The following is a 23,978-nucleotide window of genomic DNA, read 5'->3' as shown; positions in this document are numbered from 1 at the left end:
AACGCCTCAATTGAAAATGCCGAGGATGGTCTGGAACAGCGTGTCAGCAGTCTGGATCACCTTGCTGTTCGCCTGATACGCCTGCTGGTACTGCAGCAGGTTCGCGGCTTCCTCGTTGATGTTCACACCCGAAACCGATTGCTGGGCTGTCGTGATCTGCGTGACGAGCGAGGCCTGCGCCGTGCTCTGCGCGTCGACGTTGTTCGTCTGGTTACCGATGTCGTTGACGTAGTTCGCGTATGCGTTCGTCAACGTCACCGTACCGCCGTTCAGCTGCTTTGCCGTGACCAGCGCGGACAGCAACTGTGCGTTACGGCCGTCGTTGGCGCCACCGGTGTTCGCCGCGATCGTGAACGTGTCGTTGTTCGAAGGCGCGCCGCTCAGGCTTACCGTCACGCCGTTCATCCAGCCGCCCGCCGGCGGAGCGCCCGTGCCGGCGTTGATCGTCAGCGTCGCACCCGTCGCCGGGTCGTACGGCACGCCCGTGCCGGCCGTGGTGATCGTGACCGTCGAAGGCGGCGTGCCGCCCACCGTGACGACCGACCCCACCGGGAAACCGGTCAGCTCGCCCGTGCCCGAGTTGTACGTGAGCGTCGTGCTCGAGCTCGGCAGCGTGTAGCCCGCCGACACCGAACCCTGCGTGATCTGGCCGGAGCCGCTGTTGGTCGACGTCGCCGACGCCAGCACCGGCGCCGAAGCGGCAATCGCGGAGCCAACCGAGGTCGTCAGCGCGAAGTTGTTCAGCGCGCCGCGCGTGGGCTCGATGGAGAACTTGTCGCCCGCGTTCATCGTGCCGGACACCGAAAGCTGCAGGCCGCCGATCGGCGACGCAAGGCTCGTCGACTGGCCGACGACGGTGCCCGTCGCGGAATCCGTCAGCGTGTAGTTCGTGCCGTCGAAGGAAAGCGTGTAGTCGCTCGTCGTCGGCTGCGCGGCGTTCGCGAACGATGCGCTTAGCGTAGCCGTGCTCGTGTTCTTCGAACTGGCGTAGACGGTCGGCGAGCCGACTGTGAACAGCGCGCCGCCCGGGTTGCCAGACAGGTCGATACCGAGCGCGTTCTGCGCGTTCACCTGGGCGGCAAAACTCGTCGCGATCGCGCCGAGTTGCGCTTCGGCCGGATCGAGCGACTGGCTGCGGAACGTGAGCAGACCGCCAAGCTGGCCGCCAATGTCTGCCGAATCCGACAGAACCTGCGGCGTCGGCGCCGGGTTCGCACCCACGAGGCCGGCGTACGCCACTGACAGTTCGGTCGGATCGCCCGGCGACGTCTGCGTCGTGAGGTTGAAGCTCTTGTCGCTCATCACGAGCGGCTGGCCGTTACCCATGAACACGCTGTAACCGCTGCTGTTCTGCACGACCTGCACGCCGACGAGCGACGACAGGTTCGACACGGCGAGGTCGCGCTGGTCCATCAACTGGTTCGGCGGCTGGCCCGAGGTGCTTTGCGCGGCGATCTGCGCGTTCAGCGACGCGATCTGCGCGGTGTACGTGTTGACCTGCGCGACGGTATCAGTCAGCTGCGTGTTCACGCTCGTGCGCAACTGGTCGTACTGTTCGCCGGTGGCGTTGATCTGATCGGCAAGCGCTTGCGCATTGCTCATCGCGGTCTGGCGCATCGCGTTGTCGGACGCACTGTTCGCGACATTCTGCAGACCGGTGAAGTAGCTCGTGATCGCCGTCGAAATACCCGAAGTCGGACTGCCGACCAGGTTGTTCAACTGCGAAATCATGCTGTAGTAGGTAGACAGCGAACCGGCGCCCGACTGCGCGGTGTTCAGCTGGGTCGCCAGGTACTGGCTCCACTGACGCTGGACGGTCGTCGTCGACACGCCTTGCGGCAGATATCCGGAACCGGTGTACTGTCCGCTCGTTTCCGAGTAGACAGGACGCTCGATCGAATAGCCGGGCGTTGCCTGGTTGGCGATGTTCTGGCCCGTCGTCGTCAGCCCCCACTGGGCTGCGTTGAGTCCGCTGAGGCCGATGCTGAAAAGGTTACTGGACATGCGTCATCCTGAGAGGCGACGCTGATGCGCCGCCGAGTTGACTGAACACCATGTATATCGGCCCGGCCGCGAAAACATTGAGGGCCAATTGCGTCGGGCGAAGCGCTTTTCGCGCGCGCCGCGCGGGTCGTTCCGGGCACGCGGCGCGTGCCCGTCAAGCCTTCAGGCGCGCACCAGCGAGCGCCGCTTCATTTCGAGCTGCGTGATAAGGCGTTGAAGCGTGTTCTCCGCATTGCCCGGCAGCGTGACGAAACGGAAACCAAGCTGATAGCACGCCGCGCCGTTCGGCTGCGTGATCGCGCGATGGGAAACCAGTTCGAGGTCGAGATACAGCGTGCCGAGTGCGCCGAGAATCAGCTCGCAATCGGAGAGCACCGCGCCCATCGGAAGGTCGGCGATGCGCTCGTCGTTCGTGCGTATGCCGACGCCACCCAGCGACAGGTCGTGTACTTCAAAACGGAACGCGCCGCCGTCCGCGAGCTGGCCCTTGCAGAGATAGGGATTGAGCACGGGCGCATCGACGCGGAAATATTCACGACGCTGCACATAGAACAGCACTTCGGGGAATTCGGCCACGAAGGCCGGACGGCCTTCGTATTCTGTTTCACGCGGCGTGGCGGTCGAAAACTCGACACGAACGCCATCCGGCGACGCATGAAAGCGGCCGCGCGGCGCGGCAAGCAAACCCTCGTTCTGCTCGGGAAGACCACCCCAGTCGAAGGTGAACGTCCGCGCGCGCACATCCACATCGAGGATCTTCGTGACGAGCTGGCCACTCTTGTACTGCACGGTCAGAAAATCGCCACGGATGGCGAGGTTGCGTAGCTGGACGCCGATTTCCAGCGGGTTCCGGCGACCGAAATCGTTACCGCTCCCGGCGTCTTCTGCCTGAGTTTTATCGCCGTTCGACTGGTTGGTATCCATGTTCTTGCCAGTGTGCCTGTTCTTGCGGGCGGTCTACCGGGCAGGAAGGGCGGCTTTTGAAGCCGTCGTCCTTCGCCTGTCAACGCGCGTTCAACCGGAATACTTTCACTTCTTTCCCGTATCGGGTGTAACTGATTAGCGGCAGCGCGCACCCAAAGTTTAGGGCACCACCGTTAATTTTTCCCGGCAAACGTTTAATTCCTGCCCGCGCGAGGCGCTGGCCCGCCGCGATGTGAACCTGCGCACCGCTCATCCGCAAGCCCTGCTTCACCCCATTTTCTGCATGATCGAGATGAGCTTTCTCGCGTAATGCGGGTCGGTCGCGTAGCCGGCGCGCTGCATGCCGGTCGCGAAACCGTTCACGTCGTGCGAGCTGTTGAGCACCTGCGCGTAGCGCGGATTCGACTTCAGCATGCTCGCGTAATCGGTCATCGCGTCTTCGTACGAATCGTAGGCGCGGAATTTCTCGACCACGCGTTGCGGCTTGCCGTGTACGTATTCCGTCGTGACGGTCGACACCGTCTTGCCGGTCCAGTCCTTCGTCGCCTTGATGCCGAAGACGTTGTGGCTCGTCGAGCCGTCCACCTTCTTGATCTCGCTCTTGCCCCAGCCCGATTCGAGCGCGGCCTGGCCGATGATGAAGCGCGCCGGAATACCGGTCGCTTCGCTCGCCGCCTGCGCCGGTGCCGCGAGCCGGTCGACGAACGCATCGACTTTCGGCGAGCTGCCGTCGCCCTTCACCGGTGGCGTCAGCGCGCTGTTCGCCGAATAACCGCGGCCGGATTGCAGCGCGCCGTTGTTCGCCGGATTCGCGTAGGCCTTCGCGAGCGCGTTGAGCGCGGCGTTGTTGCCCGCGTTCGCGTCACCGGTCTGCATGCCGGAATTGCGCATTAACTGCTTGAGCATCGCGTCCGCCACGCCGATGCCCTTGTTCGACAGTTGCTGCGCGAGCTGCTGGTCCATCATCGACGTGAACGTGGCCGTGTCGTGCGAATCGAACGGACCGTCCTGCGGCGTCGCATCGCGCATGCTCTTCAGCATCATCTGCGTGAACACGGCATCGAACTGCTTCGCCGCCGATTTCATCGCTTCCTGCGGCGAGTTCTTCGCCTGGGCGCGCAGTGCGTCGAAGCCCTGGACGTCGAGCGCGAAGCGTTGCGACAGGTCGTTTGCCGCGCTGGTGGGATCTGAATTCATCACGGTTCCTTAGATGATTTCGAGGTCGGCGCGCAACGATCCGGCCGCCTTCATCGCCTGCAGGATCGACATCAGATCTGCTGGCGTGGCGCCAAGCGCGTTGAGCGCCTTGACGACGTCGGCGAGATTCGCGCCGGCGTTCACGTACTTGAGCGCGCCGTTATCCTGCTTGAGCTGGATCTGCGACTGCCGCGCGACCACCGTCTGGCCGTTCGAGAATGCGCCCGGCTGGCTCACCACCGGCTGCGTATTGACGACCACCGAAAGATTGCCATGCGCGACCGCGCAGTTTTGCAGCGTCACCATCTGGTTCATCACGATCGAACCGGTGCGTGCGTTCAGGATCACCTTCGCGGCGGCCTGCGCCGGTTTCACATCGAGGTTCTGCAACTGCGCCATGAACGACACCTGTTGCGCGGGATCGGTCGGCGCGCGCAGCTGGACCGTGCGGCCATCCAGCGCGACCGCCGTGCCGAAACCGAATGCGTTGTTCACGGCCGCGGTGATGCGCTGCGTCGTGTCGTAATCCATGTCGTTGAGTTCGAGCTGGACCGTGCCCGACTGCGAGATCGTGGTCTGCACCGCACGTTCGACAATCCCGCCGTTCGTGATGCGGCCGGCCGCGAGCTGGTTGACCTGAACCCGGCTGCCGTTCGCGCTCGCCCCCGCGCCGCCGACGGCCATGTTGCCCTGCGCGAGCGCATAGACCTGGCCGTCCGCGCCCTTCAGCGGCGTGAGCAGCAGCGTGCCGCCACGCAGGCTCTTCGCGTTACCGAGCGACGACACCGTCACGTCGATCGCTTCGCCCGGCCGCGCGAAAGGCGGGAGGGTCGCCGTCACCATCACGGCGGCGACGTTCTTCAACTGCATGCTGGTAAGCGCCGACGTACCGGTATTGCTCGATCCGGCGGACTGGTTGTTGATCGAGATGCCGAGGTTCGCGAGCATGTTCGCGAGCGTCTGCGTCGTGAACGGCGTTTGCGTCGTCTGGTCGCCGGTGCCGTCGAGGCCGACCACGAGGCCATAACCGATCAGCGGGTTGTCGCGCACGCCCTGGATCGATACGAGATCTTTCAGGCGCTCGGCATGCGCGACGGACGTGCTGAGCGGCAGCACCACGCATGCCAGCGCGCAGAGTGCGAGCGTGCGGCAGACGTTGCGAAGGCGCGCGGCGCCTGATGCGCCCGAGGTGCCTGACGTGCGCGCGGAGCCCATGCGGCTAAAAAGTGCGAAGCTCATGATCACCACGGCGCGAGATTGAGGAAGAAGCGTTGCAGCCAGCCCATGTTCTCGGCCTCGTTGATATAGCCCTTCGCGGAATATTCGATCTTCGCGTCGGCGACCTGGGTCGAGTACACGGAATTCAGGCCGGAGATCGTGTTCGGATTGACGACGCCCGAAAAGCGCACGAACTCGTTACCCTGGTTGATCAGCATCTGCTTTTCGCCGCTCACGTTCAGGTTGCCGTTCGGCATCACGCCCGTCACGGTCACCGTGATCGTGCCGTTGAACGTGTTCGACGCGTTCGCGCCGCCTGCCGCCTGGAACGTGTTGGTGCCGCTCGCGTCGAGGTTCACCTTGCCGAACAGGCCGGAGAGGAACCCCGCGGTCGGCACGCCGAACTTGGTCGCGCCGTCGCGGTTCGCGTTCGCGCCCGAGGACTTCGTCGCGTTGATGTTTTCCGCGATCACGATGGTCAGGATATCGCCGACGTTGCGCGGCCGCTGGTCTTCGAAGAGCGGCCGACCCGCGTAACCCGGATTGAAAATCGAGCCGGGCGACTGCTGCGAGGGCGGCAGGGGCGGGGCGGCCGTCATCGGCTGCTGGACGATCGGCTGCGTCGGCACGAGTGCGCAGCCGCCGAGGGCGGCGGCGAACGTTCCGGCGAGCGCGAGCAGCCGCGCCGCGCGCGCGCCGCGTGTGATTGCCGGGATACCTGTGAAATGCGACATCGTGATTACCGTTTCTGTTAACCCTGTCATTTACCGACCGGTCAGACCGGCATCTGGCTCAGGGTCTGCAGCATCTGGTCGGAGGTCGTCACGGCCTTGCTGTTGATTTCGTACGCGCGCTGGGTCTGGATCATGTTGACCAGTTCCTGCACGACGTTCACGTTCGACGCTTCCACGTAGCCCTGATTGAGCGAGCCCGAGCCATTCAGGCCCGGTTGCGACACGATCGGCGCACCCGACGACGACGTTTCCGCGAACAGGTTTTCGCCCTTCGCGTCGAGGCCGGTCGGGTTGATGAACGTGGCGATCTGCATCGAGCCGATCTGCGTGCTCGTGCTCGACCCTGCCTGCGTGATCGACACCACGCCGTCGCTGCCGATCGTGAGCGACGTGGCGTTCTGCGGAATCGTGATAGCCGGAATGACCTGATAGCCGCTCGACGTCACGAGCTGGCCCTGCGAGTTGGTCTGGAACGAGCCGTCACGCGTGTAGGCGTTCGAGCCGTCCGGCATCAGGACCTGGAAGAAGCCCGCGCCGTTGATCGCGACGTCCTTCGAATTGCCGGTCTGCTGCAGGTTGCCCTGCGTGTACAGACGTTCCGTCGCGACCTGCTGCACGCCCGTGCCGACCTGAATGCCGGACGGCAGTTCGGTCTGCTGCGTGGAGTTCGCGCCCGGCTGGCGGGTGGTCTGATACAGCAGATCCTCGAACACCGCGCGCGAGCCCTTGAAGCCGTTCGTGCTGACGTTCGCGAGATTGTTCGAGATCACGTCCATCTGCGCCTGCTGCGCATTCATGCCGGTTGCAGCGATATAGAGTGAGCGGTTCACGGTGATTCTTCTCCTGAGTGCAGGCGGGCCCGCAGTCTGTATTAACTGAAGTCGAGCAGCTTGTTGGCCGACTGGTCATTCTGGTCGGCGGACTCGATCATCTTCGTCTGCATCTGGAACTGACGCGCGTTGGTGATCATCGAGACCATTGCTGCAACCGGGTTCACGTTGCTGCCTTCGAGCGAGCCTGCCGCGACCACCACGTTCGGATCGGCGTCGGCGGGGTTGCCGTCGGTGGTATGAAAGAGGCCGTCATCGCCGCGCGTGAGCGTGCCCGGCTCCGGGTTCACGAGCTTCAGCTGGTCGATGAGCGCGATCGACGTCGGCGGATCCCCCGGGGTCAGCGCGGAGATCGTGCCGTCCTTGCCGATGGTCACCTCCGAACCCGGCGGCACCGACAGCGGGCCGCCGTTGCCGACCACCGGCAGGTTGGTCGCGGTCACGATCTGGCCGTTCTCGTCGACGTGCAGGTTGCCTGCGCGCGTGTACGCCTCGTTGCCGTCGGGCGTCAGCACCGACAGCCAGCCCGGACCCTGAATCGCGACGTCGAGCGGGTTGCCGGTCTGCTGGATCGGGCCGGGCGTGTAATCCGCGCCCGGCGTCGACGACAGCACGAAGGTGCGGGTCGTATCGTTGTTGACGGTGCTGCCGTCGCCGAACGCCATCGGCACGGCCCGGAAGGTCGCGAGCTGCGCGCGAAAACCCGTTGTCGACGTGTTCGCGAGGTTGTTCGCGACCAGTGCCTGCTGTTCGAGCGCCTGGGTGGCGCCCGACATCGCGGTATATATGAGCCGGTCCATGATGGTGTCGGTGCGTGCTGCGCTTACAGGTTGATCAACGTGTTATCGACGGCCTGCTGGGTCTTGATCGTCTGCGCGTTCGCCTGGTAGTTGCGCTGCGCCGTGATCAGGTCCACCAGCTCGCTTGTCAGATCGACGTTCGAGTTTTCCACCGCGCCGCCCTGCAGCGTGCCGTGATTCGTGCTGCCCGGCGTCGAGATCTGCGCGACGCCCGAAGCGGCCGTCGCTCCGTACTGGTTGTTGCCGAGATCGACGAGACCGTTCTGGTTCGCGAAGTTCGCGAGCACGATCTGGCCGAGCGCGGCCGTCTGGCCGTTCGAGTAGTTACCCGTCAGCGTGCCGTCCTGGCCGATCGTGAAATTGGTCAGCGTGCCGGCGGCGAAACCGTCCTGGTCGAGCGAGTTCGTGCCGTCCTTGCTGCCGAACTGCGTGGTGCCGCCGATACGCAGCTGCAGGCTTTGCGGTGTGGCTGAACCGTCGGTGGTCGGGATCGAGAAATCGAATGCCAGCGGCGTGGCAGTCGGGTTGCCCGCATTGTCGGTGGTGCTCACCAGATTGCCCGAGCTGTCGAAGGTCGCCGTGCCGATCTTGCTCGCCGTGCCGGTCGACACGCCCGCGTATACGTCCCACGAGCCTGCTGCCGTCTTCACGAAGTACATGTTGACCTGCTGCGCGCCGCCGAGCGAGTCGTACACCGGCACCGACGTCGGATAGCTGTAGGTCGTGCTGTCGGTCTGGTCGAACGGGACGGACGTCGGCGACACGGTAACCGTGTCATTGACTGCCGGGACACCCGCGAGCGTCACCGTCTCACCGGTCCCGAGCGTGATCGGCGAGCCGTCCGTGTAAGTTGCGCCCGTGACCGAAGGCGTCGCGCTGCCATTGACGTAGACGTCATACGTCGTCGCGCTCGTGAACGTGATCTGATAGGTGTTGGCGTTCGTGCCGGCGGCGGTATTGGTGATCGCCGCGCCGCTGCTGGTCACCGTACCCGTGTTGGTGCCGCCGAGCGCCACGCCTGGCGTACCGAGCACCAGCGGATCCTGCGCGTTCAGATTGAGGCCAGCCGTGATGGTGCTGGTCGTCGTCGGCGGGATGTTCGCGGTCGGCACCTTCAGCGGCACCGTGTTCGCCGAGTTGATGATGCCGTTCGCGTTGGCCGCGTAACCCATCAGTTGCAGGCCGTCGGCGTTGATGATGAAGCCGTTCTTGTCGAGCTGGAACACGCCGTTACGCGAATACGTCAGCGAGCCGTTGTTCGACATCTGGAAGAAGCCGTTGCCGTTGATCGCGACGTCGAGCGCCTGATTCGTCGTGTTGATCGTGCCTTGCGAAAACTGTTGCTGCACCGAGGCGAGACGCGAACCGATACCGATCTGCGTGTTCACCGCGGTTGCCACCGAATTCGCGTACATGTCGGCGAACTGCGCCGAGCCCTGCTTGAAACCCACCGTGTTCGCGTTGGCGATATTGTTGCCGATCACATCGAGGTCGCTCGACGCGCCAGCCAGCCCGCTCAAGCCTTGCTGATAACCCATGACATTCTCCGTATCTGAAGTATCTGGATGCAGTTAGATGATGGCGGCGATGTCGGTCAGTCCGACCGTGCTGCCCGTCGACAGCACGAGGCCCGCCGTGCCGTCCGTCTGTTTGATCACGCCTTGAACCGTGCCGGCGGACAGCGTCGTCGCCGTCGCGGCCTTGCCGCCGACCGTGCCGGTCGCGGTAATCGTGTAGGTGCCGTCCGGCAGCGCGTTGCCTGACTTGTCGACCGGTGTCCAGCCCACCGGCACCGTGCCCGCCGACTGCTTGCCGAGGTCGAGCGTGTTGACGATCGTGCCGGCCGAGTTCTTGACGACGATCTGCAGGTCGGACGCGTCGTTCGCGAGCGTGACGCCGAAGCCGGTCGCCTTGCCGCTTGCCACCTGGAACGTGTTGCCCGGGGCGAGCACCGTCGAGCCGATCAGGTTCGCGGCCTGCGTCTGCTGGCCCGCGGTCAGTTGCGTCGAGAGCGACGTGAGCGACGTGTTCAGCTGGCTGATGCCCGTCACCGTGTTGATCTGGGCCAGCTGCGAAGTCATCTGCGAGCTGTCCATCGGATTCGTCGGGTCCTGGTTCTTCATCTGCGCGATGAGCAGTTGCAGGAACGTGTTCTGCAGATCCGAGCCGCTTGTCGCGCTCGAGGTCGAGCTGGAGCTGGAGGACGAACTGGCCGTGCCGTTCATCGTATCGAGCAACGTCTGCGATATGGCCGGGCCGTTGTTACCGATAGAGGTGTTGGTGGTCAAGGAAATACTCCTCAGGTTCCGATCGTTAGCGTTTTCAGCATCAGCTGCTTCGCGGTATTCAGTGTTTCGACGTTGGCCTGATACGAGCGCGAGGCCGAAATCATGTTGACCATTTCCTGCACCGGATCGACGTTCGGCAACGTGACGTAGCCGTCTGCATTCGCGGCCGGGTTACCCGGTTCGTACGACGTTTTCATCGGCGTCGGATCGTCGATGACGCCCGTCACCTGGACGCCGCCGATCTGCTGGCCGGAGCTCGTGCGTGCGCCGCCCGCGATCGGGCTGACGCCGAACACGACCTGCTTGGCCTTGTACGGCTGGCCGTCGGGACCGGTGGTGCTGTCCGCGTTCGCCAGGTTCGACGCCGTGACGTTGAGCCGCTGCGACTGCGCGGACATCGCCGAACCGGCGACATTGAAAATATTCATCAGGGAAGGCATGGCTTCTCGACCTCTCTTGCCGGTGTCCGGCTATTAATCCCGTAGCGTGTGGTTTCTGGCGGTACTCAAATCAGATGCGGTGATGCGTGATATTCCTGCGTGCCTGCTTACGAACCCGACGTGATCGCCGAGAGCATGGTCTTGATCTGTTGCGACAACACGGTCATGCCCGACTCGAAGTGCAGCGAGTTGTCGGCGAAGTTCACGCGCTCCGTGTCGAGATCGACGGTATTGCCATCGAGCGACGGTTGCGCCGGAATGCGGTATGCGACCGTGCCGAAGTCGTCGGTCGGGCCGCCGGTGGCCTGAAGGGTCTGCTTGCCCGGCAGGTGTCCTGGCTGCGTCGACACCATCGACATGCCGCTCGTCACACCGGCGGGTTGCGTCATGGCGAGCGTCGAACTGTTCGACGCGCCCTGAACGGCGCCGCCGCTCTTTTTCAGCGCGCCGGCAAGCGCCGACGAAAAATCGACATCGCGTGCCTTGTAGCCGGGCGTGTCGGAGTTGGCGATATTCGAAGACAGCAGCTCCTGACGGTAGGCGCGCACATCGAGCGCCTGGCGGCCAAAAGCGAATTCGGCATCGAGTTTGTCCAGCATTGATCTTTCCCCATGACGGTCCGGGGCTTCCTGATCGGCCGATGTGCGCTTTGCGCGAGGCGCAGCGAACGATGATGGCGACCATGAAGGCCTTTTTGCATGTGATGCATCTTAGGGGCCGGCGCCAGGCGGCAATCGGACGAATAACCGGGGAAGGGGGCCTCTATTCAACGTTTGCCAGAGAGGGCCGCTCTCTAGAATGCGATTCGTACCAGTGCATTCCGATGGAGAAACACCATGTCCCTGTCCGCTTCCGCTCTCCCGCACACCGCGCGCCGCGCCAGTGCGGGCACCGTACGGACGCTGGCGGCGTGGCTCGCGCTCGCCGTCGGCGCGGCCGGCGCGGCGCTGCCTTCGTCCGCCTACGCGGAGGACGCCGGCGGACCGATCGTGATCGCGGGACCCGCCGAGACGAATCCGGGCGCGCTCGCGGCAATGGCCGGGCGCATGAATGCGCCGGCGCCAACGGCTGCCATGCAGCGCGCGGCGATGGACACAGCCGGCCGCGCGTCGCCGAACGATCGCAACAACATCGACCGGTTCGCCAACGCAGCCCACGCGGATGGTGCGATTGTCATTCCCGGCGCGGGCGAGGCGCCGGCTCCGGGCATGATGCGCGTCAGCATGCAGCCTGCCGAACGCCAGGTGACGCCGGTGATCATCGCGCCCTCGCAACCGGCCGTGCGCATGGCCGAGCCGGTGCGGCCGGTCGCGGCGAACCCGCCCGCCAGCGATGCCGCGGCACAATTCGACACGCTCGCATCGCGCGGCGAGCCGCCGCAACTGGGCACCAGTGCCGGCAACACGACGCGCGCGATGGGCGCTCATGCAGCGGCGCGCAGCGTACCCGCTTCGCAACCGACAGTGCTGTCCGCTGCGCTGCAGACCGTCGCTGCACAGCCCACGCAGGCGGCGACTCAGGCCGTACAAGCCGCGCCACCCGTTCCCGCCGGCCAGCAGGACGGCGAAGCGGTCCGCCGCGCCGCGCTCGCGTTCCTGCAGCAGCAGGTCGTCGGCCTGCCGGGCAAGGTCGAGATCACGATTGCGCCGGTGTTTCCGCGCGGGCTCGCCGCCTGCGCGACGTTCGAGCCGTTCATGCCGACCGGCACGCGCCTCTGGGGCCGCACGACTGTCGGTGTGCGCTGTGCTGGCGAGCGTCCGTGGACGATGTACATGCAGGCGCGCATTACCGTGCACGCCACCTATTACGTGGCCTCGCGCCCGATGAATCCCGGCGAGACGCTTTCCGCCGCCGACCTCGTCGCCCGTGAAGGCGATCTGACGATGTTGCCGCAATCGATCGTGACCGATCCGTCGCAGGCCATCGGCTCGGCCACCACGATGCGTGTGTCCGCCGGCCTGCCGCTGCGCCTGGACATGCTGAAGAGCGCGTCGTCGGTGACGATCGGCCAGACCGTGAAAGTGGTCGCGCAAGGGCAGGGTTTTGCGATTTCGGCGGAAGGCAGCGCGATGAACAACGCAGCGCCCGGCCAGTCGGTGCGGGTGAAGACGGCCAGTGGCCAGGTGATCCAGGGAATTGTGAAGAACGGTGGCACCGTCGAGATCCAGCTCTAGTTTTCTGGGGCGGGATGACGGAACACCGGGGCGCCGCGAGCACTGTGCGCACAGGAAGAAGACCGGAAGCGGGCGGTATCGATTGAGCTAAAGTTTCGATTCGTGAATGCCGTTATTAGACTCAAATCGTTCAGGAAGCCAATCGTGAAAGTCGATTCCACATCCAATTCAGGTCTGCCGACGTTGAAAGACGCCGCGCAGCGTGCGCAGCAAGGCGGCGACGCCGCTCCGGCGAGCGCGGGCGCAACGGCCGCCGGTGCAGCAGCCAGCAGCAGTGCGGCAGGCAGCGCGTCGGGCGACGCGAGCGTCAGCCTGTCGGGACTGGCCGCGCATCTGCACAGCCTCGCCTCCACTGGCTCGGCCGACATCGATACGGCAAGCGTCGAATCGATCCGTCAGGCGATCAAGGACGGTTCGCTGAAGATCGATACCGGCAAGATTGCTGATGGCGTGCTGGAAACGGCACGCAACCTGTTGCAGAAGAAGAGCCCGTCGACCGGCAACTGATTGACGCACCGGTGCATGGTGCGCCTCGTGCCGGGCGGCATTTGTCAAACTGGGTCCGCATGCAACGCGCGGGCCAGCGTGTCTAGCGAGTTGTGATGAAAGACGCCCTGCTTTCTACTGTCATCGACGAATATTCGACCGTCGAAGCCTTTGCCTCGGTTCTCGCCCTGGAAGAAAAGGCGCTCACTGCCGTTGAGCCGCTCGAAACGCTCCCGCCGATCGTCGAAAAGAAAACCGAACTGGTCGGCAAACTCTCCACGCTGGAACAATTGCGCGATGCGCAACTGGCTGAGCTCGGCTATCCGGCCGGCTGGCCGGGGATGGAGCTGGCCGCGGACGGCGATGCGCGACTGGCCGCGCAATGGTCGCTGCTGCAAAAAGCCGCCGAACGCGCGCGCCGCTCGAACACCCTGAACGGTTCGCTGATTCGCACGCGGATGGACTACAACCAGCGCGCGCTCGAAGCGCTCAACGTCGCGGTCACCACCGAACGCGTCGGGTTCTACGGCCCGGACGGACGGATTCCGGCGAATAACGGGCTTTAAGCCCGGTCACGCGGACCGTTTCGCTTCCTGAATCCCTGACACAAAAAGCAACGCGGCGCCTGGTGCGCCGCGTTGCTTTTTCTGCGATGGGTGGAGATATCGCGAAACCGGCTGATATCAGCCCGCCTCCGCTCCCGCCCACGCCATTTCCCGCAACCGCGTGCGCAGCCGCGCAACCGCCTGGCTGTGCAACTGGCACACGCGCGATTCGCTGACTTCCATCACCGCGCCAATCTCCCGCAGGTTCAGCCCGCGCTCGTAATACAGCGACATCAGCAGCTTCTCGCGTTCCGGCAGGCGGTCGATCGCTTCGACCAGCGCCGAGCGCAGACTGTCGTCGAGCAGCGCCGACAGCGGGTCCGAATGGTCGACGCAGTAACGGTCGAGAAACGGCTCATCGTCGGCGGAACGGTCGAAATCTTCGTAGTAGATCAGCTGGCTGCCATGCAGGTCCTGCAGCATCGACTGATATTCGTCGAGTGGCATTTTCAGGTGATCGGCGATCTCGGTCTCGCTCGCCGAGCGGCCCAGATGCTGTTCCACCTTGTGCACCGCCGTTTCCACCTCGCGTGAAGTGCGGCGCAGGCTGCGCGGCAGCCAGTCGTTGCTGCGCAGCTCGTCGAGCATCGCGCCGCGAATCCGCTGGCTTGCGTACGTTTCGAACTGCGCGCCCTGATCTTCCTTGTACCGGCTCGCCGCATCCAGCAGGCCGATCATGCCGGCCTGGATCAGGTCGTCGAGATCCACGCTCGCCGGCATCTTGGCGACGAGCTGCAGGCCGAGGCGCCGCACCAGCGGTGCGTATTTTGCCAGGACGTCGGCCTGGGAGATCTTTCCCTGAGCGTTGTACATCGTGCTCCCCTTGTCTCCGCGCTTCGCCTCTCAGGCGTGCTGCGCAGACGGTTGGTCGGCGTGTTTCGCCGCTGTTACTGTCGCGGAAGCCACCCCGGGCGTCCGTGACGACATCGCTGGCCGCATCGGCCAGTACTGCAGTTCTCCGGCGACCTGCCGGAAGTCGCGCGCAGCCGGTGTCGACGGAAACGCATCGACGACGCAGCGCGACAACTCCACGGCCCGCGTCATGCGCGGGTCAGCGGTCACACATCCTGCTTCTTCCAGCGCGACAGTCAGATACCGCCCCGCGACGCCCGCCAGATTTTCAAACGCACTGTGCGCATCCGCCGCGCTCTGGACGCGATTCACCAGCACGCGGAACTGCGGGATCGCGTGCGCGAAATGCAGACGCTTCATGCACGCATACGCGTCGGTGATCGCCTGGGCGTCGATGCGCGTGACGATCAGCACGTCGTTGGCCTGCATCGCGAGCGACGACAGCGCCCCGTCGTGGTCGAGTTCCGCGTCGATCAGCACGATGTCAGCCGGTCCGGCGAGCAGCAGCGCCAGCTGTTCCGGCGTGCAGCCCTCGCGATTGCCGCGCGAAGCGACGAGTACGCCAAAGCCAAGCTCGTGGCGGCCGACGGCCTGCGCGAGCGCCATCTCGCCGCGCACGACCGCCGTGAAGTTGCCCGCGCCGCGCACGCCGCCGAGCATGCCGTTCACCGAGTTCTTGCCAAAACGCTCGTCGATCACCAGCACGTCGCGGCCAAGCTCCGCGAGCGCGGCCGCGAGATTCACCACCGCGGTCGTGCAACCGACGCCGGACGAGCCGCCCGTAACAGCGACCACGCGCGAACCGGACCGGTTGAGCAGACGACGCAAGCCTTCCGCCTGATCGAGCACGAACTTATCCAAAGCGAACCTCGTGCAGATCGGCCGTCGAACGCGCCGACAGTGCCGAGAGCAGCGCGGGGATATCGTCGTCCTGCGGCACGAACGGCGAGCCGTCGCGCGGAATGCAGAACGCACTTTTGATCAGGAATTTCTTCGTCGCGACGTAGAGGTTCTCCGGCACCTTCTGGCCGGTCGACACGTAGTGCACCGGCAGCTTGTAGCGAATCACCGTGTCGAGCACGCTGCCGAGATTCGTCGCTTCATCGAGCTTCGTGAGGATGCAGCCGGCGAGCGCCTGGTTATCCGGCGACTTCTGGTAGGCCTGCACCACTTCGTTGAGTGTGTCGCCGTGGCTCGTTGCGTTCAGCAGCAGCAAACGTTGCACCGGCTGGCCCGTGCCGCACAGCATCGCGATCTGGTCCGACACCGAGCGGTCGCGCTGGCTCATGCCGATCGTGTCGATCAGCACGATGTGCTTGTTGCGCAGTTCGCTCAGCGCGAGTTGCAGGTCCGCGCCGTCTTTCACCGCATGTACCGAGACGCCGAGGATCTTGCCGAAAATGCGCAGTTGCTCGTGGCCGCCGATCCGGTAGCTGTCGGTCGTCAGCAGCGCCACCTTGCTTGCGCCGAAGCGCATCACGCAGCGCGCCGCGAGCTTCGCCGTCGTGGTCGTCTTGCCGACGCCCGTCGGCCCCGTCAGCGCGAACACGCCGCCGCGCTCCATCAGCGCGTCTTCGTTTTCGATCACGGGCAGGTTCGCCCCGAGCACCGAATGCACCCATTCCATGCCCGCGTCCATGTTTTCGACCGCCGGCAGGTTCTCGACCATCATCTTCACGAGCTGCGCCGAGAAACCGGCTGCGAACAGATGCCGGGTCAGCGCGGCATGCGTCGGGCTGCGACGCTGACGGTCGGCCCACAAGAGGCCGGTGAACTGCTCTTCCATCATGCCGCGCAGCGATGCGAGCTCGCTCATCACGGTTTCGTTGACGATCTGCTCCATGCGCGCCTTGATGCCGTCGGTCACGGCCGCTGCCGCGCCCGGAGACAGACCGGCAAGCGAGTTCACGCCGCCCTTCGCGGCGGCTTTCGCCGGTGCGGCGCGCGGCGCGGCGCGGCGTGCCGCGAGGTCGGCGGCTTCGCGCGCCCAGTCGGGCGTGCCCGGATCGTCGATTGCGGCCAGCGTGTCGACCGGCGCGCCCAGACCGCGCGCCATCGCGGTGGCCGGCGTCATCACCGACTTCGCGGTGTGCGCGACATCCGTCGCCGCGATGCGGCGCGCGTGATCGATCAGCCAGGGGTTCGTTTCGACCATCGTGCGCGGACGGCCCGGCGCCTCGGCGATTGCCGGCAGCGGCGTCATGACCGACGGTGGCGTCGGCATGTCCGGACGTGCGTCGATGCGGTTTTCCGGGCGGCCTGAAGCGCGACTGCCGGCGCGCGTGTCCGGACGGCTTTCGAGCCGCGCTTCGGAACGGATCTCGATGCGTGCGTCATCGGTCGTGCGGGTGCTGGACGTGGTGCCGCCGGCGTTGCCTGCCAGCGTGCTGCTGTCGTTCGATCCGGTTTCGCCGGCCGGCGTCGCCGCGCGCTCCGTGCCGGCTTCCGGACTCGCGCCGAACACCGAGGAAAAGACATCCGGCATGGCGCTCGCGTATGGATTCACGGCCATCGACGGCATCGCCGAAGACGGGTACGAAGCCGGCGCGCCGCCAAAGCCGGTGCTCATCGTGGTGTTGCTGCCCGTGCCGGAACCGGGGTTCGCGCCAGAATATCCCGCGCCGCCATTCAGTCCGGTGCCGAAGTTGCCGTTACCACTATTGCCAGCGCCGAACGACACTCCGGAACCGAAGTCATCGGCGGCTTGCTGCGCGGGAGAAATCGCGGCGAGATCGCGATCGGCGAGTGCGACGATTTCGACCGTGCCGTCTTCGATCGTACGGTTCGACAGGACGACTGCATCGGAGCCCAGTGCTTCACGAACGAGACGCAGCGCGTCACGACTCGTTGCGCCGACAAATTTACGAATGTTCAAGCTTGACTCCCGATGAGCGTCACGGACCGGCAACATACCGCTTCCCATTGAGACGGATTATTGCGAATTAAGTCCACCGCCCATCGGTGGATAAAGACCGGGAAAGGCGGGCAATTCGCGCATTAGGCACGCGCCGCGCACGGCGCCCGCGCGCCGATATCCGCGCGAAAGGCAACGGGAGTGGGGTATGAAGCGGTGCGCGGGCCGCTGGTTCGACGCCAGCGGCGAAGCAAAACGGCCGGCCTTACGCGCCAATCACATTGGCAACGCGCACGTGCCGCGTATCGGGCACTTCCGCGTAGGACAGCACTTTCAGTTGCGGCAGGCTGCGGCGCAGGAAGCGCGCGAGCATCGCACGCAGCGCATGCTGCACGAGCAGCACGGGCGCGAGACCCAGATGTTGCTGGCGCTGCATCGCCTTCTGCACTTCGGTCAGGAGCGTATTCGCGAGGCCCGGTTCGAGGCCCGGATTCGCGCCGGTCGAGAGCGCCTGTGACAACACCCGTTCGAGATTCGGGTCGAGGCCCATCACCTGCATGTCGCCGGTGCCCGGGAACCACTGCTGCGTGATCGCGCGACCGAGCGCGAGACGCACCGCCGCCGTGAGGTCGTGCGCATCCGTGATCTTCGGCGCGTGTTCGGCGAGCGATTCGAGAATCGTGCGCAAATCGCGGATCGGCACGCCTTCTTCCAGCAGGTTCTGCAACACCTTTTGCAGCGTCGTGAGCGACAGGATCTTCGGCACCAGATCGTCGACGAGCGAAGGCGTGTCCTTCTGCATCCGCTCGATAAGCGACTGCACTTCCTGACGGCCGAGCAGTTCCGACGCATACGTGACGACCAGGTGATTCAGGTGCGTCGCGACAACCGTGCTCGAATCGACCACCGTGTAGCCATACACCTGTGCCTGTTCGCGCAGGTTCGTATCGATCCAGACAGCCGGCAGGCCGAAGGCCGGGTCTTGTGTGGGCGAGCCCGGCAACGCGGCCGTCACCTGCCCTGGATTGATCGCGAGCCACTGGCCCGGATACGCTTCGCCGACGCCCACTTCGACGCCCTTCAGCGCGATCCGGTAGCCGTTCGGCCGCAGTTCCAGGTTGTCGCGAATGTGGATGACCGGCGGCAGGAAGCCGATTTCCTGGGCGAATTTCTTGCGGATGCTCTTGATCCGCTTGAGCAGTTCGCCGTCGGAGTTCTTGTCGACCAGCGGAATCAGCCGGTAGCCGACTTCCAGACCGAGCGTGTCGATCATCGTCACGTCGTCCCAGCTGGCTTCGGTTGCTTCGGTGGACGTGAGCGCGGCCGGCACGACGTCGACGAGCGCCGCGGCGGCCTTGCTTTGCGACGCGCGCTTTTTCATCGTGCGGCCAAGCTGGATCAGCCCGCCGCCGAGCAGCAGGAACGCGAAGTGCGGCATGCCCGGAATCAGGCCCATCAGCACGAGGATCGCGCCGGTGATGACCAGCACGCGCGGATTCGTGAAAAGCTGGCCGGTCAGCTGCGTGCCGATGTCTTCGTTGGTCGCGACGCGCGAGACGATCACACCGGCTGCCGTCGAAATCACGAGCGAGGGAATCTGCGCGACGAGGCCGTCACCGATCGTCAGCAGCGTGTAGACCTTGCCGGCCGCCGCGAAGTCCATGTTGTGCTGGACCACGCCGACGATCAGCCCGCCGATGATGTTGATCACCATGATCAGCAGGCCGGCGATCGCATCGCCGCGCACGAACTTGCTCGCGCCGTCCATCGAGCCGTAGAACTCGGCTTCCTGGGAGATTTCCAGGCGGCGCTTGCGCGCCTGTTCTTCGTTGATCAGGCCGGCGTTCAGGTCGGCGTCGATCGCCATCTGCTTGCCGGGCATCGCGTCGAGCGTGAAGCGCGCGGACACTTCCGCGATCCGCCCCGCGCCCTTCGTGATCACCATGAAGTTGATCACCATCAGGATGACGAAGACGACGATACCGACCGCGAAGTTGCCGCCCACGAGGAAGTGACCGAACGACTCGATCACCTGGCCGGCCGCGTCCGGTCCTTTGTGACCTTCGAGCAGCACGACCCGCGTGGACGCCACGTTCAGCGAGAGCCGCAACAGCGTGGAGAACAGCAGCACGCTCGGGAACGCCGCGAAATCGAGCGGCTTCATCGTGTACATGGCGACGAGCAGCACCATCACCGAAAGCGCGATGTTGAACGTGAACAGCAGGTCCAGCAGGAAGGGCGGCAACGGCAGGATCATCATGCCGAGGATCATGACGATCAGCACTGGACCCGCGAGCGCGCGCAGGTTGGTGCCGCTCAATGCGTCCGGCCGTCGCGAAAGGAACCCGATGCGTGCGTTCATGCTGAGGCTCCCTTGCCTTCGTTTTCATCGCCGAGTGCGTCGGCGGCTTCCTGCATGGCTTCGTCGTCGGGGACGCCGCCCTTGTCGAGTTCGGCGGGCACGTCGAACTCCGTCGGCGCGACCGGCTTTTCGCCGCCTTCGTCCCTGAACCGTTTGAGCTGGTAGACCCACGCCAGCACTTCGGCGACCGCGCCGTAGAGCGGGCCCGGAATTTCACGGTTCAGCTCGACGTTGTGATACAGCGCCCGTGCAAGCGGCGGCGCTTCGAGCAGCGGCACGTTGTTTTCGACGGCCAGTTCGCGGATGCGCGCCGCCACGAGATTCACGCCCTTGGCGACGACCTTCGGCGCGCGCATCTCGCCGTCCGTGTACTTCAACGCAACGGCGAAGTGGGTCGGGTTGGTCACGACGACGTCCGCCTTCGGCACTTCCCCCATCATCCGGCGCCGCGCGATCGCGCGCTGCTGCTGGCGGATGCGGCCCTTCACGTGCGGATCGCCTTCGTTTTCGCGGTGCTCGCGTTTCACTTCGTCCTTCGTCATGCGCAACTTCTTGTGGTACGACCAGAGCTGATACGGCACGTCGAGCGCGGCGACGAGCGCCATGCCGGCCACGGTCATGCCGCAGCAGACGCCGATCAGATGAACCGCGTTGGCGAACGCCTCGTGCATCGGCTGCATGGCGAGCGCGAGGATTTCATCGCGACGATTCAGGATCGCCGTCGTGCCGATGATGCCGACCACCAGCGTCTTCGCGAACGACAGGCCAAGCTGGATCGGGCCGTTGATCGAAAACATGCGGCCCAGACCCGCGATCGGGTCGAGCCGGCTGAACTTCGGCTCCCAGGATTTCGTCGAGATCAGCCAGCCGCCGAGCGCGAGCGGCGCGAGCAGCGCGGCGACGCCCGTCAGCGCGAGAACCGGAAACAGCACGGAAAGACCTTCGCGACCCACGACGCCCGCGCCGATCAGCATGCTGCGCGTTTCGAAGACGGTCGCGTGGTCGAACGTGAAGGCCGCGCGCAGCATGTTCTGCGTGTGCTCGCCGATCGAACCGGACATCGCCCACGTGCCGAAAAAGCCCGCCGACAGCAGCGCGAAGGTCGAAAGCTCCCGGGAACGCGCAACCTGCCCCTCTTCCCGCGCCTTTTCAATGCGCCGGGGAGTGGCTGATTCGGTTTTTTCGAGGTCGCTATCCTCTGCCAACGCGCTCTCCAGATGATCGGGGCACCCTGCCCTTTTTCAGTGAGAGCGATTATTCCCGCAGAAGTCGAGCGACCATCGGCGGATAAAGCCGGGGAAAGGGGGGTATTTCGGGGGATGAAACGCGCGCCCGGCTCAGGCGGCGCCGGTGCATCGGTGTGACCAGGAGGTCGGGGCGGCGCCGCGTCAGGCGGAACCGCCCCGCCCGGTCAGAACGCGATGAATGGCGCCGGGCCGCCCGTCGAGCTCAGATCCATGCCGAAGTACACATAGCGGCCGAAGAAAAACGGCAGGCCGAGATCGACCCAGCCGGCCCTGATGCCCTCGCCGGCCAGGTCGTTGAACGCGAAGTTGGTGCCGCCCGAGACGAGCGTCGCCGCGCTGACGACGTTCATGTTGACGTTCGCGCTCGCGCTGCCGGTGCCCTTCACCGTGAAGGGCCGCGTCTGCGCGCTCGGCGGGCAGTAGAAGCCCGGCTCGTTGCTGCCGCAGGCGGCGAGCGTCGAATCGTCGAAGAAATAGCCGTTCGAGCCCGTATCGAACAGCGCGGTCGCGGGATTGCCATTGAACGTACTGCCGGTCAGGTCGCCAGCGGAGTCGGACAGGAAGGTCTGCGCGGCCGTCAGCGTGTTGTTCGACTGCGTGTTGATGCCGAACACGAGCGTGCCCTGCGCCGAAGCCGCGCCGGTATTCGACACCGGCGGCAATTGCACGATCACCCCGTTGTTGTCGCCGCTGAATTTCGGCACCGGGTTGGCGACCTGCACGGCCGTAGTCGCAATCGTGGGCGTGCATGTGTTGCCGGTGCACCCGTAATAATTGCTGGAGGTCGGGTCCAGACACGTCGTACCGCAATCGTTCTGCATCACGCCGATGCCGAGGATGCCGTTCACGCGCAGGTCGTCGACGGTGTTTTCCGGCACGCCGGTACACGACGCGGGCACGGAGGCCGCCGCCAGATCGCCGATGATCTGGACCGGCAGACTGGCCGCCCGCTTCTGGCCGAGGGTCACGTCGGCGGTGCGCACGGAGCCCCACGTGAAACCGTCGGCGAAAGACGCACATTCAGCCAGGTGCTGCGAGCCGTTGACTGTCGTGACGGGCAACGCGGAACCAAGCGTCGCATTGAGCGCCGTACTCACGATTCGCAGCCCGTACGAGCCCGTATCGAGCTGCACGTGATCGACGATCTGGCAGTTCGCCGTGCCCGGCGCGCAGATTTGCACGCTCACGGTGGGGATGTTGATGACGTTCTTCAGCCCTTTATCGACGGTAATCGCGACAGTGTTCGCGGCGCCCACCGCGACCGGCTGCTGCGTCGGGCCGGCCGGCAGCGAACTGATGCCGTTGCCCGCGTTGTTGCTGCCACTGTCGCCGCCGCCTCCGCCGCCGCATGCCGCGACGAGCGACGCCATGACGACCACCGCCGCAACCTGCATCCATCCCTTGAGCTTTGTTGTGATTTGCACGCTTCGTCTCCTGGTGGTCAAGGGATCACTGGATGTCCTGGCCGCTGACGCCGGCCGGCAACGCCTGCGGCAGCCACGCGACGCCAGCGAACGCACCCATGTGACCGCCGGAGCGCACCACCAGCGTGCTCTGGTCGACCGCGCTCACGCCGCGCCGGCCAGACGTCGCGCGCGCGGCCTTCACGGCGTCGACGTATTGCGGGAAGTAGCTGCCGAGCAGGTCGGCGAGATCGGGCATCCGCGGACCCTGCCACGCGATGCCGAACACCGTCCCCGCCGACGACACATACTCATGCACGACGGTGCCGGAGCCGAACGTCGTCTCGCGAACGGTGTAGGCGGTGGAAGCGGACTGGGAGGGTGAAGCGGAAGCAGAGCGGGAAACAACCGCTGAGCCCTGCACGACGCGCGATGAGGTGGAAGCCCCCGCGGGTGTTGTCATCGGACTGCCGCCCAGCCCTGCGTGAGCGGAGCGGGCAGCGATCAACGTACAGCACAATCCGAGCGACGTCAGCGTAACGACGCGCGCGAGGTGACTCGATTTCGACATTCCCAGGCTCCCCTTGGCAAGTGACCGCCGGGTTCGTACGGTAGCGAACCGGCAGTTCTGGAACTGGCCCGCCGGTGCGCCGTGAATCGGACGATCCGGGCGATCCGGACGCCAGCGTCCTGTCGCCGTAGTATGCCTGTGGATTATTTCAAAGAGCCTGTTCCGCCTGTTCCGCCACGCGGCAAGCGCGCTTCACGTCACCGCCTGTGACGGCGAGGCGCTTTCGCGCGCACCGGCGCGCATTTCGACGCGCGCCGTCACGCGGCCCTGCATTAAAACCCGAGGCTCGCGAGCAGATCGTCGACCTGCGCCTGATCCTGCACGACGTCGGCCTTGCCTTCCGGGTTGATCTGCGGCCCGTTGAGCAGGCCTTCCGGGCTGCCCGTCGGAGCGGCCGGGTCGGAAGCCACCAGTGCCGCCGCGGTCGCCGCGAACTGCTCACGACGCTCCGGCGCGATGTTCTCGACCAGCACGCCAAGCAGCTGCTGCTCGATCAGGTACACGACGTCCATGATCTTCTTGATGACCTGGCCCGTCAGATCCTGGAAATCCTGCGCGAGCATGATTTCGAGGAGTTGCGAGCTCGTCGCCGTCGTCGAATCGGGCAGGTTCTTCAGGAACGTGCGCGTGTCGCCCATCAGCGCGCGCACTTCCTCGCGTTCGATGGGCGCGGCGTACCACTCGTCCCAGCGCGTCTCGAGCACGGCAGCGTCTTTCTGCAACTGCTCCTGCACCGGCTTCGCGATTTCAATGGCGGTCAGGACGCGTTCGGCGGCCTGCTCCGTCATCATCACAACGTACTTCAGACGGTCGCGCGCGTCGGGCACGGCTTCCGCGGCACGCTCGACATGCTTGTCGAGCCCCAGTTCGCGCATCGAATCGCGCAGCGTGCGCGTCAGTTGCCCGATGCGGGCGAGAATACGATCGGTCGCGATATCGCTGCCGTCGTCCCGCGAATCGGCGTCTTGCGCGTCGGTCGGCTCGTTCAC

22 protein-coding genes are annotated in these 23,978 nt (G+C 65.2%); 3 read left to right on the top strand and 19 right to left on the bottom strand.

Annotated features, from left to right (window positions below):
• Window positions 1–6 precede the first annotated feature (6 nt).
• The 11 genes from flgK to flgB all read right to left on the bottom strand — a co-directional run bounded on the left by flgK (window position 7) and on the right by flgB (window position 11,034).
• Complete coding sequence (gene flgK, locus LPA37_RS23370) at window positions 7–2,004, bottom strand: flagellar hook-associated protein FlgK (RefSeq protein WP_228979935.1); 1,998 nt, start codon at window positions 2,002–2,004, stop codon at window positions 7–9.
• Between the two features lie 162 nt (window positions 2,005–2,166).
• Complete coding sequence (locus LPA37_RS23365) at window positions 2,167–2,928, bottom strand: flagellar brake protein (protein ID WP_228979938.1); 762 nt, start codon at window positions 2,926–2,928, stop codon at window positions 2,167–2,169.
• Between the two features lie 267 nt (window positions 2,929–3,195).
• Complete coding sequence (gene flgJ / locus LPA37_RS23360) at window positions 3,196–4,125, bottom strand: flagellar assembly peptidoglycan hydrolase FlgJ (RefSeq protein WP_228979943.1); 930 nt, start codon at window positions 4,123–4,125, stop codon at window positions 3,196–3,198.
• 9 nt (window positions 4,126–4,134) lie between these two features.
• Complete coding sequence (locus LPA37_RS23355) at window positions 4,135–5,364, bottom strand: flagellar basal body P-ring protein FlgI (protein ID WP_407672606.1); 1,230 nt, start codon at window positions 5,362–5,364, stop codon at window positions 4,135–4,137.
• Window positions 5,365–5,366: 2 nt separating this feature from the next.
• A complete protein-coding gene (gene flgH, locus LPA37_RS23350; protein WP_228979946.1) occupies window positions 5,367–6,077 on the bottom strand; it encodes a flagellar basal body L-ring protein FlgH in 711 nt (236 codons plus the stop codon).
• 41 nt (window positions 6,078–6,118) lie between these two features.
• Window positions 6,119–6,907 (bottom strand): flagellar basal-body rod protein FlgG, encoded by a 789-nt coding sequence (flgG, locus tag LPA37_RS23345; protein WP_228979948.1) that lies wholly within the window; start codon window positions 6,905–6,907, stop codon window positions 6,119–6,121.
• Window positions 6,908–6,948: 41 nt separating this feature from the next.
• Complete coding sequence (gene flgF / locus LPA37_RS23340; protein WP_228979950.1) at window positions 6,949–7,707, bottom strand: flagellar basal-body rod protein FlgF; 759 nt, start codon at window positions 7,705–7,707, stop codon at window positions 6,949–6,951.
• A 23-nt stretch (window positions 7,708–7,730) separates the two neighbouring features.
• A complete protein-coding gene (locus LPA37_RS23335) occupies window positions 7,731–9,245 on the bottom strand; it encodes a flagellar hook protein FlgE (RefSeq protein ID WP_228979952.1) in 1,515 nt (504 codons plus the stop codon).
• A gap of 33 nt (window positions 9,246–9,278) precedes the next feature.
• Entirely contained in the window at window positions 9,279–9,995 is a 717-nt protein-coding gene (gene flgD, locus LPA37_RS23330; protein ID WP_228979955.1) for a flagellar hook assembly protein FlgD, read from the bottom strand.
• An 11-nt stretch (window positions 9,996–10,006) separates the two neighbouring features.
• A complete protein-coding gene (flgC, locus tag LPA37_RS23325) occupies window positions 10,007–10,435 on the bottom strand; it encodes a flagellar basal body rod protein FlgC (RefSeq protein ID WP_228979957.1) in 429 nt (142 codons plus the stop codon).
• Between the two features lie 107 nt (window positions 10,436–10,542).
• A complete protein-coding gene (gene flgB, locus LPA37_RS23320; protein WP_228979960.1) occupies window positions 10,543–11,034 on the bottom strand; it encodes a flagellar basal body rod protein FlgB in 492 nt (163 codons plus the stop codon).
• A gap of 237 nt (window positions 11,035–11,271) precedes the next feature.
• Here flgB and flgA point away from each other — a divergent pair, with 237 nt between their 5' ends.
• The 3 genes from flgA (at window position 11,272) to LPA37_RS23305 (ending at window position 13,661) form a co-directional block, all read left to right on the top strand.
• The gene (gene flgA / locus LPA37_RS23315) at window positions 11,272–12,609 is read left to right on the top strand and encodes a flagellar basal body P-ring formation chaperone FlgA (RefSeq protein ID WP_229013837.1); all 1,338 of its coding nucleotides are present in this window, start codon (window positions 11,272–11,274) and stop codon (window positions 12,607–12,609) included.
• Window positions 12,610–12,753: 144 nt separating this feature from the next.
• Window positions 12,754–13,116 carry a flagellar biosynthesis anti-sigma factor FlgM gene (flgM, locus tag LPA37_RS23310; RefSeq protein ID WP_228979963.1) on the top strand — a complete coding sequence of 121 codons (363 nt, stop codon included), beginning with the start codon at window positions 12,754–12,756 and terminating at the stop codon, window positions 13,114–13,116.
• Between the two features lie 95 nt (window positions 13,117–13,211).
• The gene (locus tag LPA37_RS23305) at window positions 13,212–13,661 is read left to right on the top strand and encodes a flagella synthesis protein FlgN (RefSeq protein ID WP_228979965.1); all 450 of its coding nucleotides are present in this window, start codon (window positions 13,212–13,214) and stop codon (window positions 13,659–13,661) included.
• A gap of 117 nt (window positions 13,662–13,778) precedes the next feature.
• Here LPA37_RS23305 and LPA37_RS23300 read toward each other — a convergent pair whose 3' ends face one another.
• The 8 genes from LPA37_RS23300 to cheZ all read right to left on the bottom strand — a co-directional run bounded on the left by LPA37_RS23300 (window position 13,779) and on the right by cheZ (window position 23,978).
• Complete coding sequence (locus LPA37_RS23300) at window positions 13,779–14,513, bottom strand: RNA polymerase sigma factor FliA (RefSeq protein ID WP_228979967.1); 735 nt, start codon at window positions 14,511–14,513, stop codon at window positions 13,779–13,781.
• 30 nt (window positions 14,514–14,543) lie between these two features.
• Window positions 14,544–15,413: a MinD/ParA family ATP-binding protein gene (locus LPA37_RS23295; RefSeq protein WP_229013836.1), complete on the bottom strand. Its 870-nt coding sequence runs from the start codon at window positions 15,411–15,413 to the stop codon at window positions 14,544–14,546.
• Complete coding sequence (gene flhF, locus LPA37_RS23290) at window positions 15,406–17,427, bottom strand: flagellar biosynthesis protein FlhF (protein WP_228979973.1); 2,022 nt, start codon at window positions 17,425–17,427, stop codon at window positions 15,406–15,408. The genes LPA37_RS23295 and flhF overlap by 8 nt, the downstream gene beginning before the upstream one ends.
• 244 nt (window positions 17,428–17,671) lie before the next feature.
• Window positions 17,672–19,768, bottom strand: coding sequence for a flagellar biosynthesis protein FlhA (gene flhA, locus LPA37_RS23285; protein WP_228979974.1), 2,097 nt, complete (start codon window positions 19,766–19,768; stop codon window positions 17,672–17,674).
• A complete protein-coding gene (gene flhB / locus LPA37_RS23280) occupies window positions 19,765–20,973 on the bottom strand; it encodes a flagellar biosynthesis protein FlhB (RefSeq protein WP_229013835.1) in 1,209 nt (402 codons plus the stop codon). The genes flhA and flhB overlap by 4 nt, the downstream gene beginning before the upstream one ends.
• 206 nt (window positions 20,974–21,179) lie before the next feature.
• Entirely contained in the window at window positions 21,180–22,409 is a 1,230-nt protein-coding gene (locus LPA37_RS23275; RefSeq protein ID WP_228980016.1) for a DUF3443 domain-containing protein, read from the bottom strand.
• Window positions 22,410–22,464: 55 nt separating this feature from the next.
• Window positions 22,465–22,989, bottom strand: a complete 525-nt coding sequence (locus LPA37_RS23270) for a DUF2844 domain-containing protein (RefSeq protein WP_228979978.1) — start codon at window positions 22,987–22,989, stop codon at window positions 22,465–22,467.
• A gap of 272 nt (window positions 22,990–23,261) precedes the next feature.
• Window positions 23,262–23,978 carry a protein phosphatase CheZ gene (cheZ, locus tag LPA37_RS23265; RefSeq protein ID WP_228979980.1) on the bottom strand — a complete coding sequence of 239 codons (717 nt, stop codon included), beginning with the start codon at window positions 23,976–23,978 and terminating at the stop codon, window positions 23,262–23,264.

The organism is Paraburkholderia gardini (assembly GCF_907164545.1).
Classification (GTDB): Bacteria; Pseudomonadota; Gammaproteobacteria; order Burkholderiales; family Burkholderiaceae; genus Paraburkholderia; species Paraburkholderia gardini.
The sequence above is the reverse complement of the archived record's forward strand: the minus strand, read 5'-3'. Positions and strand labels throughout refer to the sequence as shown.